Raw genomic sequence first — 16,015 nt, 5'->3', positions numbered from 1 at the left:
GGACCCGAACGGTGAGTGATTTTGGGAAATATTGATGAAAACTCATATTTTTGACTGCATTGATGCCCATACCTGCGGCAACCCCGTTCGTGTGGTGACGAACGGGGGGCCGGACCTCAGGGGCATTACCATGAGCGAAAAACGTCAGGATTTCCTGAAACATCATGACTGGATCAGATTGAGCCTGATGTTCGAGCCGCGCGGCCATGACATGATGTCGGGGTCCATCCTTTATCCGCCCGTGAATAAGGACAGCGATATGGCTGTCCTGTTCATTGAAACCAGCGGCTGTCTGCCCATGTGCGGTCACGGCACCATTGGCACTGTGACCGCCGCTCTCGAACGGGGGCTTGTCACGCCGCAAAACCCGGGGGAATTGGTGCTTGATGTGCCGGCCGGGCAGATCAGCATAGAATATGGACAGAACGGCGCGTTTATTGACTGGGTGCGAATTTACAATGTGCCAAGCTATCTGGCCCATACGGAGGTTGCGATCGACTGTCCGGGTTTCGGCGAACTGGTGTTTGACATTTCCTATGGCGGCAATTTTTACGCCATTCTGGATCCGCAGAAAAATTATGACGGACAGGATGACTTCACAGCCGAAAACGTATTGCGCTATTCGCCGGTGATGCGGGATCTGCTGAATAAGAAAATCACGCCTGTGCATCCCGAAGACGACACCATTCGCGGCGTATCCCACATTCTTTGGACCGGGCCGGTAAAGGACAACACCTCTCATGCCCGCAATGCGGTGTTTTATGGTGATAAAGCCATTGACCGCTCGCCTTGCGGCACTGGGACCAGCGCCCGCATGGCGCAATGGGTTGCAAAAGGCAAATTGGCTGTAGGAGAGGAATTTATCCATGAAAGCATTATCGGCAGCCGCTTTGTGGGACGGGTGGAAAATACCGCCAGAATTGGCGGGTATGATGGTATTTTGCCCAGCATCAAAGGCTGGGCCCGGGTGACGGGACTGAACCGTATTTTTGTGGATCCCCGCGACCCCTATGCTTATGGTTTTCAGGTCAAATAACGGCTTTGATCCCAAAGGGGTGCGGCCGCGTAATGCTGCCTGGAAGGTTTAAGAAGATCCCGGAAAGTTTAAGAAGATCAAGGAGACGACATGACAAAATTTAACAATTTCATCAATGGCGAATGGATTCCGGCGGATCGGTATATCCCCAATATCAATCCGTCTGATATTTCTGATGTGATTGGTGAGTATGCTTCGGCGGACGAGGTGGCAACCCGGGAAGCCATTGCCGCGGCCCGGGCGGCGGCGGAAAGCTGGGCTCATTCCACCCCGCAGGAACGGTTCAACATCCTTGATTTTATAGCCACTGAGATTTTTGCCCGGGCCGATGAACTGGGCGAGTTGTTGAGCCGGGAAGAAGGCAAAACCCTGCCCGAAGGCAAGGGCGAGGTTCTGCGCGCTGGTCAGATTTTTAAGTTTTTCGCCGGGGAAGCCTTGCGCCTGAGCGGGGAGACCGGCGCCTCTGTACGCCCGGGTGTGGATGTGGAAATCACCCGTGAGCCGGTGGGCGTGATTGGCATGATCACGCCGTGGAATTTTCCGATTGCCATTCCGGCCTGGAAAATTGCCCCGGCCCTTGCTTATGGCAATACTGTGATATTCAAACCGGCGGAACTGGTGCCGGCATCGGCCTGGTCGCTGGTGGAAATTATTTCCCGGTCCGGTCTGCCCCGGGGAGTGGTGAACCTGGTGATGGGGCCTGGCCGGGTGGTGGGGGAGACCCTGGTGTCTTCGGAACAGGTGGATGGTATCAGCTTTACCGGTTCGGTTGCGATCGGCCATCGGATCCGCGCCACGGCGGCAGCCCGCGGCGCCAGGGTCCAGCTTGAAATGGGCGGCAAGAACCCGCTTGTGGTGCTGGATGATGCCGATCTGGATGTGGCGGTGAATTGTGCCCTTCAGGGAGCATTTTATTCCACTGGCCAACGCTGTACGGCTTCCAGCCGGCTGATCGTGACCGAGGGCATTTATGAAGCTTTTGTGGAAAAACTGACCGCGGCCACGGCGGCGCTCAAGGTGGGGGATGCGCGTGACGCGACCACCCAGATTGGCCCGGTTATAGACGAAAAACAATTGCAATCGAATCTGGAATATGTGGAAAGCGCCATCAGGGAAGGCGGGACCCTTGTTTGTGGCGGCCAGCGTCTCGACCTTGAGAAAAGAGGATATTATATGCAGCCGGCCCTGATTACGGACACCACACCGGATATGCGGATCAACCGGGAAGAGGTGTTCGGTCCGGTGGCCAGCGTAATCAGGGCTGCCGATTATGATGAGGCGCTCACGGTTGCCAATGATACGGAATTCGGTCTGTCGTCCGGCATATGCACAACATCGTTGAAATATGCCCGTGATTTTAAACGGAAATCCCAGGCGGGTATGGTGATGGTGAATCTGCCTACGGCGGGGGTGGATTACCACGTACCGTTTGGCGGCCGGAAGGGATCAAGCTATGGCCCTCGCGAACAGGGAGCCTATGCCCGTGAATTTTATACCATCGTAAAAACAAGCTATGTTTGGGCCGGCGAATAGGGTAAAGTGAGGAGAATTTTACAAATACATAGAGCAGGTTAAGCATTGTCTACATTGCCTTTTCGTCGAAATACGATTGTCGATAGCGTTTTTGAGGAGCTGAAAAAGCGCATTATTTCCGGAGAATACAAGGCTGGTTTCCAGCTGCGCCAGGACCTTTTGGCCGGGGAAATGGGGACCAGCCGTATTCCCGTCCGAGAGGCGCTTGTCAAACTTGAATCCGAGGGGCTGATTGAGATTATCCCGCATAAAGGGGGGGTGGTTCGCCGGTTGTCCCTGGAAGAGGCGACCGAATTATTTGACCTGCGGATTCTGATAGAATGTGATCTGTTGAAAAAATCCCTGCCTCATATGCGGCCGGAGGATTTTGACGAAGCGGAAATTGCATTGGCCAAATTTGATAAGGTGGTGGTCAGTCTGGACAATATTGACCATTGGACTCGCCTGAACTGGGAATATCATTACCAGTTTTACAAGGCCGCAAAACGGCCCTATACCATCAAGACCCTACAAACGCTGCATGGCAACACGGACCGTTATATCCGCCAGCAGTTGCTGAAGGAAGGTGCCCCTGAGCGGGCCCATGAAGAACATGCTGCGCTTCTGGAGCTTGGCAGAAAAGGAAAGGTGGAGGCCGCTGCCAATCTGTTGCGCCGGCATATCGAAAACGCCTTTGAGCAGGTCAAGGCCGAATTGGGCCAGAACAACTCCTGAAGGCCTTGATCACGCCTCTTGTCTGAAAATATTGCTATATCGCGGTTTCAAGCCACGCCCCTGCAGGAGGGGCGACTCTTTTTTTCTAACCTATTGAGGGAAAAAAGAAAAGTAGTTTTCTGGTGCGAACCGCAGGGGCTGACCGTGCCGCGGGAGACGGAATTTATCAGAAAACGGATTTTTATGCACAATATCAAAGAGCTGGAGCCGGTGCGAACGAGCCGGGATTCTGGGGCACGCTTGGGGTTCGCACGGCCCCTTACCCGGGGTTCCGGGTCCGGAAAGAGATGGGTTCCTTTCCCCGTCAGACGATCAGCGTACCGCCCAGATCGACGGCGGGCTTGGCCCCCACATGCTCCACCCGGCGCCGCCAGTTTTTGTCCAGATGATAATAGCGCAGGCTGTCTTGATCGGGGTCGATGATGGCGTCGAGCGCCGGCCAGTCCCGGTCTTTCGCCTCCCCCCTGACCTGGCCATAAAAAGATTCCGTATCGCGATAATCGGCATCGATCAGGCAGAAAAAAATCATCCGTCCGAGAAGGCCTAACTGGAGGGCGGATGTTTTCTCGTCCCGGTTCCACTTAAAAGACGGCATGAGGCCAGCGCCGTACGGACTGATCTCTTCCCGCCAGACGGGGTCAAGCGGCTCCAGCGTCCTTTTCAGGCGGGCGGCGCGGGCGGCCCCGAATGTGGCGGCGAATTGGGCGGCGATGTCGCCGGTCGCCGTCAAATGATCGCGGAGCCGGTGCCAGTCGCGCCGGCTTTTGTCTTCTGTTGAATGTGCGTAAAACATTTCCCCCCTCCCTTGCGTCTGCCCGTCTGGCGTGGTGCAGACGATACATAAATCCCCCGTTGGCATAAATCCCTATAGAGGGTGTGGAGAGTATATAATAAGTTGTAAATAAAATCCATGCAGAGTGAGTAAGATGTGGGCCCGGTTCGCCCTGAAAAGGACCTGAGAGCAGAACTTTTATGTAGGAACATCAGGTGTAATTAGCACCCGCCAGGCCGGAAGGCGCAGCCGGTAGCGGGTCCGGGGGCGTTTACCCAGGGATTCAATGCCGGCCTCCTGCGCCAGGATCGGTCCTAGCTGGTCGGTCATCAGTCGCCGCAGGCGAGAAATTTGTTCCAGAAACCAGGCGTGAACGTTATCACCGGACAGTCTTTTGACGAGATTTGCAACATCATTGGGAGCAGCACCGGCGTCCCGGTAACAGGTTGCCATCAGATCAATGTCCAGATAACGCGGTTCAATACCGCTTTCGTCCTTTTGACGATGGCGCACAAACAAGAGATACACTGCTAGCAATATCGGCGGCAGACATACCGACTGATCCCGAATCAATAACTGTCGCTGGGTGAGATCCAGATGCACTATGTCCAAGGACTCCAGGCGCCGGTCCAGGCTGTCGATCAGTTCTGCCATGGAAGGAGGCACCGCTATGTCTTTTAACAGAGGGGTGAGCCGGGGGAACGGCACGTCAATCAATTCCAGGAACGACCCTGGCGGCTGGTCCCCCGGTGGTGGGTACAGAAAGTCGGGATCCCGTTCGTAATCTGGGGAGACCAGCACATGACTCAATCGGTCTTCCGGCCGGGCATAGAGGCTCATGGCCAGCGACAGCATGATGCTCATGGTCTTGCGCCCCCCAGCAGCGGAGGCATGAAGTGGCGGGCACTCCGGCCTGGTCATACGGTGCACCAGTTGGCCGATCAGTTCCGTGGCCGCGAGATGATCATCTCCGGAAACCATATCCTCAATGGGGGTGTTGCCTTGTTGCCGGATCAGATGGAATTCGTGGGGGGGCAGCGGTGCGTCGTGGTTCAGATCGCGCCACAATCGGGTCAACGCACCGTCCGGTCCGGCCAGCTTGGCATCGAACAGTTCCTTACCCCGCGAAGTGGTCACGATATGCAGCCGGCCAATGGTGATTCCATCCCGCAGCAGTGCCCACAGGGTTTCGGTGATCACTTGGGGGGTCAGCCCACACAGGGCCAGAACGGTTACTGCCGGCCGGGTCATTGCAGGCACTTGTACAAATGATGTTCGAGGTCGCCCAGCATATCCCCCTCGATGATCCGGATATGGTTGCGTCCCGCTTTCTTATAGGCATGATCATTGCCCAGCGGATTCAGGCTAACCAGAATGTTGGTGGTGGTCAGGCCGCCATATTTTTTCTGTTCCATGGTTTGCTTGATCACATCGCCGGCCTTGATTTGACCATCTTCCTTCCCATAGGAACCTGTCTTGCATTCGATGACGGCGAGCCCCGTCGGACGACTGACCAGAACGTCGGCTTCCCCCCTGTGCTGATTAAACTGTATTCCGGCGCGGATGTCATCTATTAGTCCCGGATGTTGTTTTTCCAGACGTTTGACAGCGTTTTCCACCGCGCATTCCAGCCAGACCCCGCAGATGAACTTGCGGTGGTTTTTTGAGGGATAAAAGATATGATCCTCATGGAGCTCCAAGAGTCCAACCTGCTGCGCCCGCTCCAGGATCGGCTGCATGCACGGCAGGACGTTGGCCTTGTCAAATTTACCGTTGTCTATTTCGGAAAAGTATTTCCTGATGTTTTTCTTTTTATCGCTTGCATCATAACTTACTTTATTCAGCAGGTCGATCACATTCCGGTTTCGGTAATATGTTCGGAGCAGCCAGTCGGCGAAATCCCGTTGCGCGCGGGTGGGATGAAAACTGCCGGGGGCTTTATGATCAAAGCCATGAGCGTCGAGAAGGTCCTTCAAGCTCATCTGCGCTTCGATCGGGAAAGGCTGGTCCGTCGTGCCGTCCAGCCACTGCCCCTGATGGGTGTCTTCACGAACATAGAGTGTACGCCAATTGTCCCGCCCCCGGACCGCATCGCGCAGGGCCAGTGACATCATCTTGGTGCCCCCGGTCAGGTTGGCGATGCCGTTGCCGTTAATATCGTCCAGAATCTTGCGGAACTGGGCGATAAGCGCGGGCAGGTCATAAGCATCCGGCACCTCATGATAGACGCAGGCGCGTTGGTTACGCTCCAGAACCGCAGTGAGGCTGGCAGCCTGCTTCGTCATTTTTTCCGTCACCAGTAGCACGACCTGGCGCACCTTGAAATCCTCATTTTGGCACAGCGCCGGGCGCAAATTGGGCATAGGCTGGCCGGATACCATACAGATCATCGTTGTCATGATTTTACCTTTCTAACGTCATAACGTTCCAGTCGTCCATCCGAGCGAACCATATCCTGATAGGTGAGTTCCTGACCGCGCTGATGCACCGCGAGATCGAGACTCAAATGCCAGTATTCCGCGCCGCGTTCACACACCGCCGCCGCCAGATGCAACGGCAGCGTGCCCAGCACGACATCGCCTTCGGACACGTCCTGCGGATCAAGATGTTCGACCCGATGCGTGACCGTCCATTCATGTTGATTGCCGACCGCCTGAAACCATTCCCAGGCCCCGGGGTGGCGGCTGATGAACCAGATTTTATGACCCCCCTTTTTTGTCATGATGAAACCTTAACCTCCTCTTTTCAAAGGATCAATTAAAAAGATTGATAAAAGGCTGCCGGCCGAAACTGACAGCCCAATAAGGATTGACTTAGAACTGAAAGATCAGACCGGCGGAAGTGCCCAGCGCATAGGCGCCGTCAAAATCCTGCCAGTGACCGCTGAGGCGCAGGCCCATTCGGTCGCTGATCTTGAATTCCATGCCCAGTCCGGCTCGGATGCCGCCAGAAGCTTCGCTGAGTGCGGCCTCGGAGACTGCCGGCACTGAGGCCCTGGCGTCAACCTCGCCATAGCCCAGCGTCGCGAAGAATAGGGCATTGTTGCGGGTAAAACCGACCAGGCCGTTGATGGCCCAGGTTGTGCCGGATGTGACCTCGATCGTACCGATACCACCCAGATAAACTTCCTCTTTCGCCGTATCGCCGCCAAGGAAACCTTCGATTCCTAACAGCATATGAGGCGACACAGCGGCCCGGTATCCCAACAGACCACCATAGGACAGGCCGCCACTGTTGAATTCCTCGAAATCGTCAAAGGAATAACTTTCATACCCCAGTTCCGCCCCCACATAGGCGCCGGCAAAGGGGTTTTTGTCCTCTGCCTGGGCAACGTTACCCCCCGGCACGGCGGCAAAAAGCGTGGTTGAGATCAGTGTGGTTGCAATAAAACGTTTCCTCATTTTGATAGTCCTCTTGTTGAATGTTGTTGGTGAGGAAGATCTACTGCATTCAGAAGAATAAAAAAGTCATGCCAATATTGGCATAGCCCTGACGCAGGAATTTTTACTGAAATCCCCTGAAGAACGGGGCGTTATTCAAACGTCACAGGCCGGGAGCTGATGGATCGCTACAGCTGGTCTCAATCCCCTGAAGAACGGGGCGTTATTCAAACTTAATCTTGTGGGGGGTATCGCCCCCCGCACCCGCGTCTCAATCCCCTGAAGAACGGGGCGTTATTCAAACCCGAGATTGAGCGGCTCATGGCCGCGACCGATGATGTCTCAATCCCCTGAAGAACGGGGCGTTATTCAAACAGAGCCGGAACTTCTAGAATTAATCGCAGACACCGAGTCTCAATCCCCTGAAGAACGGGGCGTTATTCAAACTCGCAAGGATAAAATCCTTGCGACTGAGGATAAGTCTCAATCCCCTGAAGAACGGGGCGTTATTCAAACATGAATGGATGTGATGAATAGGGGCCACTTAGTGGTGTCTCAATCCCCTGAAGAACGGGGCGTTATTCAAACACCTCGAGCTCCAGGAAGACGGGGGCTGGCATACCGTCTCAATCCCCTGAAGAACGGGGCGTTATTCAAACGGAGCTCGGGGAGGAGATTGAAACCTCCCTTCTGTCTCAATCCCCTGAAGAACGGGGCGTTATTCAAACCCTGGTGCCGGGCCGCGACATTATTTGATGTCGCGTCTCAATCCCCTGAAGAACGGGGCGTTATTCAAACGAGGAAGAGATGGATAAAATAATTGAGAAAATAAAGTCTCAATCCCCTGAAGAACGGGGCGTTATTCAAACAATGAAACTAACCAAAACACCCACAAGGGCCACCGGTCTCAATCCCCTGAAGAACGGGGCGTTATTCAAACGCCGCGACCGATGATATGGTCGCGGACTGGCCACAAGTCTCAATCCCCTGAAGAACGGGGCGTTATTCAAACAAAACCTGGCCGCCAAGGCCAGGGCCGAGGAAGCTGTCTCAATCCCCTGAAGAACGGGGCGTTATTCAAACGAGATGCGGGAGCTGCTCGACAAACAGGAGTGGGCAGGTCTCAATCCCCTGAAGAACGGGGCGTTATTCAAACCTGGCTGGGACACGACCTGTCCCGGCTCCACATTGTCTCAATCCCCTGAAGAACGGGGCGTTATTCAAACGTTTGTTATGCGATATATCCATCCTTTAAAATCAGTCTCAATCCCCTGAAGAACGGGGCGTTATTCAAACACAAAAAACTTTGGCTTCCTTGGCCACAAAGGCCAAGTCTCAATCCCCTGAAGAACGGGGCGTTATTCAAACATTATCGCCGCTCGCAAATTGTGGCGGAACTGGGACGTCTCAATCCCCTGAAGAACGGGGCGTTATTCAAACGGGATCATGGTGTATCCCCCGCAGAGCTCCTCGAGTCTCAATCCCCTGAAGAACGGGGCGTTATTCAAACTCGACTGGGAAGCGCGATACCGACAATCCACAAAGTCTCAATCCCCTGAAGAACGGGGCGTTATTCAAACCTGCTGGTGGCAGTCTGTCTGGCCCGCGCCGCAGGGTCTCAATCCCCTGAAGAACGGGGCGTTATTCAAACGATAAGATCACAAAAGCAATACATGATCTATATCATGTCTCAATCCCCTGAAGAACGGGGCGTTATTCAAACGAGCAAGGCCCTATCCTGTACTATAAGGTACAGGATCGTCTCAATCCCCTGAAGAACGGGGCGTTATTCAAACGATAAAGGGCCGCAATCTTTACAAAAACGGGGTGTCTCAATCCCCTGAAGAACGGGGCGTTATTCAAACAAGATCGGCGCGCGCAAGGCGAATGGAGAGTGGGGTCTCAATCCCCTGAAGAACGGGGCGTTATTCAAACGCGGGATTATCCCGCACCCGCGCCTCGGGGATCAGTCTCAATCCCCTGAAGAACGGGGCGTTATTCAAACTAAATTGAATGACAAAGAGGGACAAATGAAAATAAGTCTCAATCCCCTGAAGAACGGGGCGTTATTCAAACATCGCCGCTCGCGAATTGTTGTATAACTGGGACTGTCTCAATCCCCTGAAGAACGGGGCGTTATTCAAACTGCACCATATGAAATTTATTTGCAAGAATAAATGCTTGCCGGGGTGAATAGACAGAAATAATTCAAATTCCTCAGTTGTCTCATGAATATGTCCTGTATGGGTGTATTGTGTTGGTGCAGAGCTCTTAAAAAGTGTGTTTTAGGAGACTTAGGGAATGTAATAAAGGCCTTTTTTCTGACCGGTCTGAGTGGTGGCAATCAGTTTACGTGTCGTGGCATCCAGGCGGCGGACCAGTTTTTTGCGGGAAAAATCGGCGTTCATGGCCGGATCTGTGGTCAGCGGCTTTTTGGCCTTTTCCCCACGCCAGCTGGCAGGCAGATCGGTATGAACTATGCCGTCGGGCAGCACGGCCCGACCCAAGCGGAAAGACCAGTAATTGGTGGGCAGCGGATACAGCCTGACATCATCTTCGCGCGGATTGATGATCTCTTCAATCATGGCGACGCACTCTGCAAGCCGGGTTTCCGTGAGACTGCATAGAAACAAGGAATACTGAATCGGGATACCATAGCCTTTAAGACGGCGATGGAGACGGCCTAGACGCCGGGGATGGGCGATATCATAGCCGATCAGATACGGGGTCGTCATGGTCCGTTGTCTCCAAAATATAGCGCCGCAGGGTTTTCAGTGTTTCTTCCAGGCGTTTGCGCACCGTCTCCAGCGGTTGTTCGACATGGTTGTAAAAACTTTCCCTTGCCGCCTTGCCCATAAGACAAGCTCCGCCTTTTTCTGTGCTGAAATCCCGCGCGCGGAGGGCTTGATCGGCAAACATCCGCCAGACAAAACGATCCATTTCCGGCCGTAACGGTTCCACCAAATCGCAGGCGAGCGATTCCCGCCCAAAATCCAGATCGTGCAGAAAACCGATATAGGGATCAAATCCGTGGCCATAGGCGGCCAGCGTGGCCTCGGCATGTAAAAGGGTATAGGCCAGTGACAGACAAGCATTAACCGGATCCCGGGGCGGGCGGCGGTTGCGGCCCCTGAAATTGGCGCTCGGCGGTATTAGGTGAGCGTAAGCTGAAAAATAGGTTGCGGCAGCAGCACCTTCCAAGCCGCGTAATGCAGCAAGATCGGATTTGCGGAAGGCATGTCCGGTCATCACCTTGAGGGTTTGGGCGGCAGTGATCAGGGCATGACGTTTCGCCGGACGTTGCTCTGCGGCCTGTTCCAAAAAATTTGCCTGGGCTTTGAGCTTTGCATGAACCGTGGCCTGGGCCAGTGGCAGGGCGCGTGCCGGATCACGGGTAGTTTCATACTGCATCACGCGCAGGCGGGCGTCATTATGCGGGCGAGGCAGGAGCAGGGAGGCGTCTCCCTTGCGGCCGGACAATACCACAATGCCTACCCCCTTACGACCCAGCCGGCCCAGAAGACTGGAGGACAGGGTGACATTGCCGCGCAGATAAATTCTTTCCAGCGGTGCGATCGGAACGGTGCCAATCCGCTCACCAGAGTCGTGAAAAACTAGGGCGTCACTTTCCAACCTGATCGTGATACCGCGCCGGTCGATATAAAGACTGCTCATGGTTTTCTTTTTCCTCTCAGAAGTACTCAGGAGATGATAAAGGGGGCGCCGGTGATGCGCTGGGCTGTTCCCATTAGGAGCGGCGTCTGACGTGGATCCAAGCGGAATGCATGGATGCGGTCCTGATCATGGGCGATCAGTTCGGACAGTTGTTGGAACAGAAGCTCCCGTTCGACGGGCGTCATCCAGCATTCGGGCACCGATTTCTGACCACAGGTCAGATAGGCTTTTACCGCAGCGCCCACCCGCCGCAGGCGTGCCGGGTGCGAGATATCATAGGCGACGAGATAGAAAGCTCTCTGGCTCATGAATGGTGCTCCCCTTTTCTGTTTCTGGTCCTGTTTCTGGCTTTTTTGCTTATGAATAAGTCTGGCAGGAACGCCATGCCGCGTCCAGCCTGCCAATATTGGCATTCCAGTCGCAATGTGTTGGCAAAAAGATCGCCCCCATTCACAATGTCAAAGAGCAAAGGGTTAAATGCAGCTCATCCTGCCGAAACCAAACACGGTCTGTTTGCCCACATGCAGGATTTCGCCCATATGCAAAAGGGTGATAAGGTCCGGTGGTACCTGTCGCCAGCGCCACACGCCCATGACACCCCCTAAAGTCATGGTCTTGTGTTGTCGATTGGAATAACGGCGCCAGTCCTGCCAAGTGAGATCCTTATCATGGGTAATATTGTCGGCTGCTTCCAGCCACCGCTCCACCGGCCAGTCTACGCCGCAGGGTGTGCCGTTCTGCGCTACGCTTAGAAGCCGTGCCCGACGGATAATGTCGGCAATAAGGCGTCGGGGGGTGAGCGCTTCGGGGGACAGGGGTCTGCCCTGAACCTGGGAGCGGAACGGGGTGTGGAAGGTGAGGGCGACGTCACGGGCGACTGTCTCCGGCGGCAGATGGGGTGGGGCGGCGTCATGCGCTATGATCTGTCCCTCTTCCGCAGTAAAGATAGTTTGGCCGCTTTCCAGATGATCCACATGGTCGATCAGGGCGCGCGCTCTGTTCTCGCCACGACCGATGCCGCGTCCCAAGGCTTGTCGCCACGCCTGAATGACAAAGGGAAGCCGCCCGGTCGCCCGGCCGAATAACCGCATGTCGAAGATCAGACTCTCCCCGGCCTTGATGGGTCGCGCGCCCCACCGGGGAGGCCGGATCACATAGGGGGCAGGCGTGACATGCCCGGCTGCGGGGTCAGGCGCCGGCGGGTCGAACAGTTCTGGAAACGGACAGGTGGCGAGCAGCGGGCAGTCGCGACATTCCTTTTCCCCGGTCATGCAGGAAATCCGTCTGAGCGCCCGGCCATAGACGCCGCGCAGCAGGGAGCCCGCAAAATCCGGCAGCCGGAAGTCTTCCTGAAGTTCCGCCGTGATGCGGTAGCTGGCGATGGAGAAGGGAATTTCGGGTGCGGTTATTCCTCGCATATCTCCTCCAGCAGATCGTCGATGTCCTGATGGAACTTGCCAAAGTTGTAATCGGCCAGAAGATCGCTCAACTCATAACGGTCATCAATTGGCCATGATCCGGCACTGGAAATAACCTGTATGACCAGATCGGCCTGGGCTTCCTTGTTTCTCGTGGCCGGACCGAGCTTTGCCTTGAGCCATTGCAGCGCCTTTTGGGGATCTTTGGGTACGGGATCTTTCGGCATGGCGGACGGCGTTCCAGGGGCTTTCTTCCCAAGGGTCTCGCAATAGTCTTGAAGAACCTTGCTCCGATAGTCGCCGATTTCCAGGATCGCCCAGCCGAAAGGGAGAAATCCGCTTTGCGCCTGATAATCGCCCGCCAGCCAGAAGGTGGTGCCGTGAGATTGTTTTTTGTATTCTTTTTTTCCAACCTTGACCTTGACTTGACGCAGCATGTCATCGCTGACGGTCTTGCCTTCCGCCGTGCCGTATTTGCCGAGCCGCACCAGCATGCAATTCTGCCGATTCACTTCTTCCAGAAGTCGCTGTGTCTTCTCCACCCATGTTCGGTCAATCTGCTTCAGATTTTGCCATTGCCTTGCCTGTTCCTCAAACAGCTTCAAATGATAATTATTGACGGTATTGACCAGGTCCCTGAGCGGCGGGGCGTTAACGGGTTGCGCCTCGCGGTTATGGTTTTTCGCGGGCCGCCCCCCCAGGTCGCGCCGGCGGAGGCTGCCGGAAAACGCCGCATAGGCACAGGGGCGGATGACCTCTACCCGGTTTGAGATTTTTTCTTTGCCTGATTCACGGTTACAGTTGCTGGCCCAGGCAGCTTCCGTAAGGTTTTCCGCCGTTGTCATACCATCCTCAATGTGGATCAGCCGGAAGGGGTCGGTGGCGAAACTTCCGCCCAGGATTTTTTTCTCATCCAGTTCATTGCCTTGGTTACCTGGCTTTACGTGCTGCCTTTTTGCCTTATCGGCGAGCCAGGCGGTGCGCAGGGCGCCCTTGAGGCTGGAGCCCGGGATATAGGGGCTGTGGGTGAGCGACGCATAGGCGGTGCGGGCAATATCCAGCTTGTTGATGATCGGGGCGTTTTTGTTGTTTCTCTGAACATTGCGGCCGAGCTTGTTTTTGAATTCCTGCAACAGCTTCGGACGCACCGGAATAGCGTCATAGGCGGCGGTTTTGAGAATCGCCTGATTGTCCCGGAACAATTGCTGTAATTGCAACAGGCCGCGCTCATTTGTGCTTTTCAGCGATATATCGATAATCTTGCGGGCGAGATTAGTCGGCAGTTCGGCCTTCATCAGGTCAATCAGCAGCAGGTTTTGGCCGTCGATCAGGGTGCTGGCCCAGTTTACTTCTTCGCCACAGCCGATATGGATGGGGGAAATCGGCGTCAGCCGATAGGGTATTGGGATCATAAAGGTCATGATTGGTCCCCTCCTTCTTTTTCCAGTTGGATCGGCAGGACGGGGGCATAACCCTGGTGCACGGTTTCGGGCATGACGGCGGACAGGGGATTATCCCTGCCCCCTAATCCTTGACCGGCAAAGGGCGCGGGCATCTGTTCGCCCGAGGGGGTCAGAACCGCGGCAGTATCGGCCAGAAGAACCGGCTTTTTAAAGGCGTTGCCCAGCAGGGCGGCCCTGTTACCGTGGCGACCAAAGCGCACAAAGGATTTATAATAACATTTTTCTGTCTGCCAGTTTCCCCCTTGCGGCGCACAGGGGGCCAGTGTCATGACGGCATTGGGCTGCGCCGGGGCGGGCAGTGTGGCCTCTTCTATGGCAGTCACTTCAAACCGGCCAAGGCCGATGGAAGCGTCCCGGCCGAAGCCCACCTGTCCCATATCGCAAAACGCCTGTTTAAATTCTTCCGCCGCCAGCCGTTCGTCCTCTAGCAGCAGGAAAAGAGACAGGCTATCAAGACTTTTGGCCGGCCAACTTTGTTCCGTTTGATAGGGGGCAAAACTGGCCCCCATCGTGGTGGCGGTTTCCCGATTGATGCTGTTGTGGAAGGCGGGCTGGGATTCAAAAATTTCCACTTTTTCGGCCCTAGCCCGGTTAATCGGGAAGGCTAATTGCTCTTCCCTTATCCAGTTTTTGGCCTTTTCCGCTTTTCTGTCCTCAGCACCGGTTTCAGCCCAGAAAGAGAGCGGCAGGGTCGGGCGCGGCAGAAAGCCTGTGGGAAAGGCATCAGAAAGTACGGCGAAGGGGCGTCCTGTCGTATATCCTTCAAGCAGATTGTTCAGGCGGCCCTCGCCGAACCGTTCCCGGAGAGCCCAGCAGAGCTGGCCAAACAGCATATCGCCCTTGAGCGATGAGCCAAAGGCCGATTGTGGGCGGATCATGATCCTGTGCCATTTCATGGTTCTGGTCCTTGGGATCAGGCTGCTTTGAAGGGGGCGATGGCGTCAAATTTTTCCTGGATTTCCTCATCATTGAGACGAAGTTCCGTGAATTTGATCTTGCCATAGCCGCGCGAACCGCTAGCACCGAGGCTGTCGAGTTCCAGCAATCGCATGCCGTCGAGCAAAAGATTGGTCATTGCGTCGTCATCGCCATCGAAGCAGCGCAGGGTGACCTCGAAATCGAACAGACTGCCGGCGGGTACACGCTCGAAGAAGCGGGGATTGGCCGCCGTTCCCGAGATGCGGTTGATGCTGTTTTCGCTTTTGATTTCACAAAAATCGAATTTCACCCGTTCGGCGAACTCCTGATTCATCATACAATCGGCGAAACTGACGCGGGTGGGGCCGCCGAGGCCCTTTCCAACGTCCGCACTTGCATCGCCGCTGACGCCGAACAGTTTCAGAATGTTGAGCACCTGCGGGTTTTGGCTGTTTTCATAATCCTTCCAGGACAGCGGGGCTTCCTGAACCTCGCCGGTGCGCCATTCCAGCAGGCTGCGGATTTTGCCCTTGAGGCTGGAACCCGGGATATAGGGCTGTTTGGTGACCGGATGTTTGACCACGGTGCTGTCGGCGCCACCGATGCGCATGGAAGTATCTCCCCCACCGATATGCAGGCCGGTTTTTAATTCGATTTTTCCGGTAATGCGGATGATATTTTTGAGTTTCATTTAAGTATCCCCCTCGGTTAATTCTCTTTGCTATAGCCGATGACGGCCTCGAAAAACATTCTGAAATGGGCCAGGGTGTCCGGGCCGTCCACCTGCGTGATGCAGGTTCTGATCATTTTGACAAAGTTCTCATCGACATGTTTCCGTGTTTTGGCGTATTCGGCCTTGGGCACCAGCATGCACAGGCCGGGCTGCAGCTTGCTGAACAGCTGTTCCTTTTCCTGCTTATCCTGGCAGGCGGCAAGGCGTTCCTCAAGGCTGCAGACTTCATTGTAGAATTTCCGCATTTGGGAGGTTTTGTTTTTATCTTTGTTTTTATCCTTGGGTTGAAGTTCCCGGGCCCAGCTTTTCGCTGTGTCGAGAAACAGCTCCGGCTTAATATCCTTTATATCAATCTGAGGTGTCATGCGGTTTT

Annotated in this window: 15 protein-coding genes, 1 pseudogene and 1 CRISPR repeat array; of the genes and pseudogenes, 3 read left to right on the top strand and 13 right to left on the bottom strand. The window is 55.0% G+C overall.

The genetic code is table 11. The annotated features are described in order from the left end of the window. The first annotated feature begins 34 nt into the window (after positions 1-34). From FE788_RS09255 to FE788_RS09245, 3 genes are all read left to right on the top strand, one after another. Positions 35-1,036 (top strand): 4-hydroxyproline epimerase, encoded by a 1,002-nt coding sequence (locus tag FE788_RS09255; protein WP_138380369.1) that lies wholly within the window; start codon positions 35-37, stop codon positions 1,034-1,036. Between the two features lie 90 nt (positions 1,037-1,126). Beyond that, positions 1,127-2,569: an aldehyde dehydrogenase family protein gene (locus tag FE788_RS09250; protein ID WP_138380368.1), complete on the top strand. Its 1,443-nt coding sequence runs from the start codon at positions 1,127-1,129 to the stop codon at positions 2,567-2,569. Between the two features lie 45 nt (positions 2,570-2,614). Further along, the gene (locus FE788_RS09245; protein ID WP_210413857.1) at positions 2,615-3,283 is read left to right on the top strand and encodes a GntR family transcriptional regulator; all 669 of its coding nucleotides are present in this window, start codon (positions 2,615-2,617) and stop codon (positions 3,281-3,283) included. Positions 3,284-3,587: 304 nt separating this feature from the next. Here FE788_RS09245 and FE788_RS14375 read toward each other — a convergent pair. The 13 genes and pseudogenes from FE788_RS14375 to csm2 all read right to left on the bottom strand — a co-directional run. After that, positions 3,588-3,716 (bottom strand): annotated as a pseudogene (locus FE788_RS14375) (CRISPR-associated endonuclease Cas2); the annotation flags it as partial. 537 nt (positions 3,717-4,253) lie between these two features. Further along, positions 4,254-5,306 carry a CRISPR-associated ring nuclease Csm6 gene (csm6, locus tag FE788_RS09235; RefSeq protein WP_138380367.1) on the bottom strand — a complete coding sequence of 351 codons (1,053 nt, stop codon included), beginning with the start codon at positions 5,304-5,306 and terminating at the stop codon, positions 4,254-4,256. Next, complete coding sequence (locus FE788_RS09230) at positions 5,303-6,454, bottom strand: Card1-like endonuclease domain-containing protein (RefSeq protein ID WP_138380366.1); 1,152 nt, start codon at positions 6,452-6,454, stop codon at positions 5,303-5,305. Before FE788_RS09230 ends, csm6 begins: the two co-directional genes overlap by 4 nt. Then, positions 6,451-6,777 carry a CRISPR-associated protein Csx16 gene (gene csx16, locus FE788_RS09225; protein WP_138380365.1) on the bottom strand — a complete coding sequence of 109 codons (327 nt, stop codon included), beginning with the start codon at positions 6,775-6,777 and terminating at the stop codon, positions 6,451-6,453. Before csx16 ends, FE788_RS09230 begins: the two co-directional genes overlap by 4 nt. Positions 6,778-6,868: 91 nt before the next feature. Next, the gene (locus tag FE788_RS09220; RefSeq protein WP_138380364.1) at positions 6,869-7,456 is read right to left on the bottom strand and encodes an outer membrane beta-barrel protein; all 588 of its coding nucleotides are present in this window, start codon (positions 7,454-7,456) and stop codon (positions 6,869-6,871) included. A gap of 105 nt (positions 7,457-7,561) precedes the next feature. Next, positions 7,562-9,581: a CRISPR direct-repeat array (repeat unit 36 nt; unit sequence GTCTCAATCCCCTGAAGAACGGGGCGTTATTCAAAC). A 148-nt stretch (positions 9,582-9,729) separates the two neighbouring features. Further along, positions 9,730-10,170 carry a CRISPR-associated endonuclease Cas2 gene (gene cas2 / locus FE788_RS09215; protein WP_138380363.1) on the bottom strand — a complete coding sequence of 147 codons (441 nt, stop codon included), beginning with the start codon at positions 10,168-10,170 and terminating at the stop codon, positions 9,730-9,732. After that, on the bottom strand, positions 10,142-11,110 hold the full coding sequence (gene cas1 / locus FE788_RS09210; protein ID WP_138380362.1) for a CRISPR-associated endonuclease Cas1: 969 nt from the start codon (positions 11,108-11,110) through the stop codon (positions 10,142-10,144). Before cas1 ends, cas2 begins: the two co-directional genes overlap by 29 nt. Positions 11,111-11,136: 26 nt before the next feature. Next, entirely contained in the window at positions 11,137-11,418 is a 282-nt protein-coding gene (locus FE788_RS09205; RefSeq protein ID WP_168190353.1) for a CRISPR-associated endonuclease Cas2, read from the bottom strand. A gap of 165 nt (positions 11,419-11,583) precedes the next feature. Beyond that, positions 11,584-12,528 carry a CRISPR system precrRNA processing endoribonuclease RAMP protein Cas6 gene (gene cas6, locus FE788_RS09200; protein WP_138380360.1) on the bottom strand — a complete coding sequence of 315 codons (945 nt, stop codon included), beginning with the start codon at positions 12,526-12,528 and terminating at the stop codon, positions 11,584-11,586. Next, positions 12,516-13,949, bottom strand: a complete 1,434-nt coding sequence (csm5, locus tag FE788_RS09195; protein ID WP_138380359.1) for a type III-A CRISPR-associated RAMP protein Csm5 — start codon at positions 13,947-13,949, stop codon at positions 12,516-12,518. The genes cas6 and csm5 overlap by 13 nt, the downstream gene beginning before the upstream one ends. Beyond that, positions 13,946-14,887 carry a type III-A CRISPR-associated RAMP protein Csm4 gene (gene csm4, locus FE788_RS09190; protein ID WP_138380358.1) on the bottom strand — a complete coding sequence of 314 codons (942 nt, stop codon included), beginning with the start codon at positions 14,885-14,887 and terminating at the stop codon, positions 13,946-13,948. The genes csm5 and csm4 overlap by 4 nt, the downstream gene beginning before the upstream one ends. 17 nt (positions 14,888-14,904) lie before the next feature. Further along, positions 14,905-15,600, bottom strand: coding sequence for a type III-A CRISPR-associated RAMP protein Csm3 (gene csm3 / locus FE788_RS09185; RefSeq protein ID WP_138380357.1), 696 nt, complete (start codon positions 15,598-15,600; stop codon positions 14,905-14,907). A gap of 17 nt (positions 15,601-15,617) precedes the next feature. Next, entirely contained in the window at positions 15,618-16,007 is a 390-nt protein-coding gene (gene csm2, locus FE788_RS09180; protein WP_138380356.1) for a type III-A CRISPR-associated protein Csm2, read from the bottom strand. Positions 16,008-16,015 lie beyond the last annotated feature (8 nt).

The sequence above is a fragment of the Luteithermobacter gelatinilyticus genome, from assembly GCF_005849285.1.
GTDB classification, from domain to species: Bacteria; Pseudomonadota; Alphaproteobacteria; order Sphingomonadales; family Emcibacteraceae; genus Luteithermobacter; species Luteithermobacter gelatinilyticus.
The sequence above is the reverse complement of the archived record's forward strand: the minus strand, read 5'-3'. Positions and strand labels throughout refer to the sequence as shown.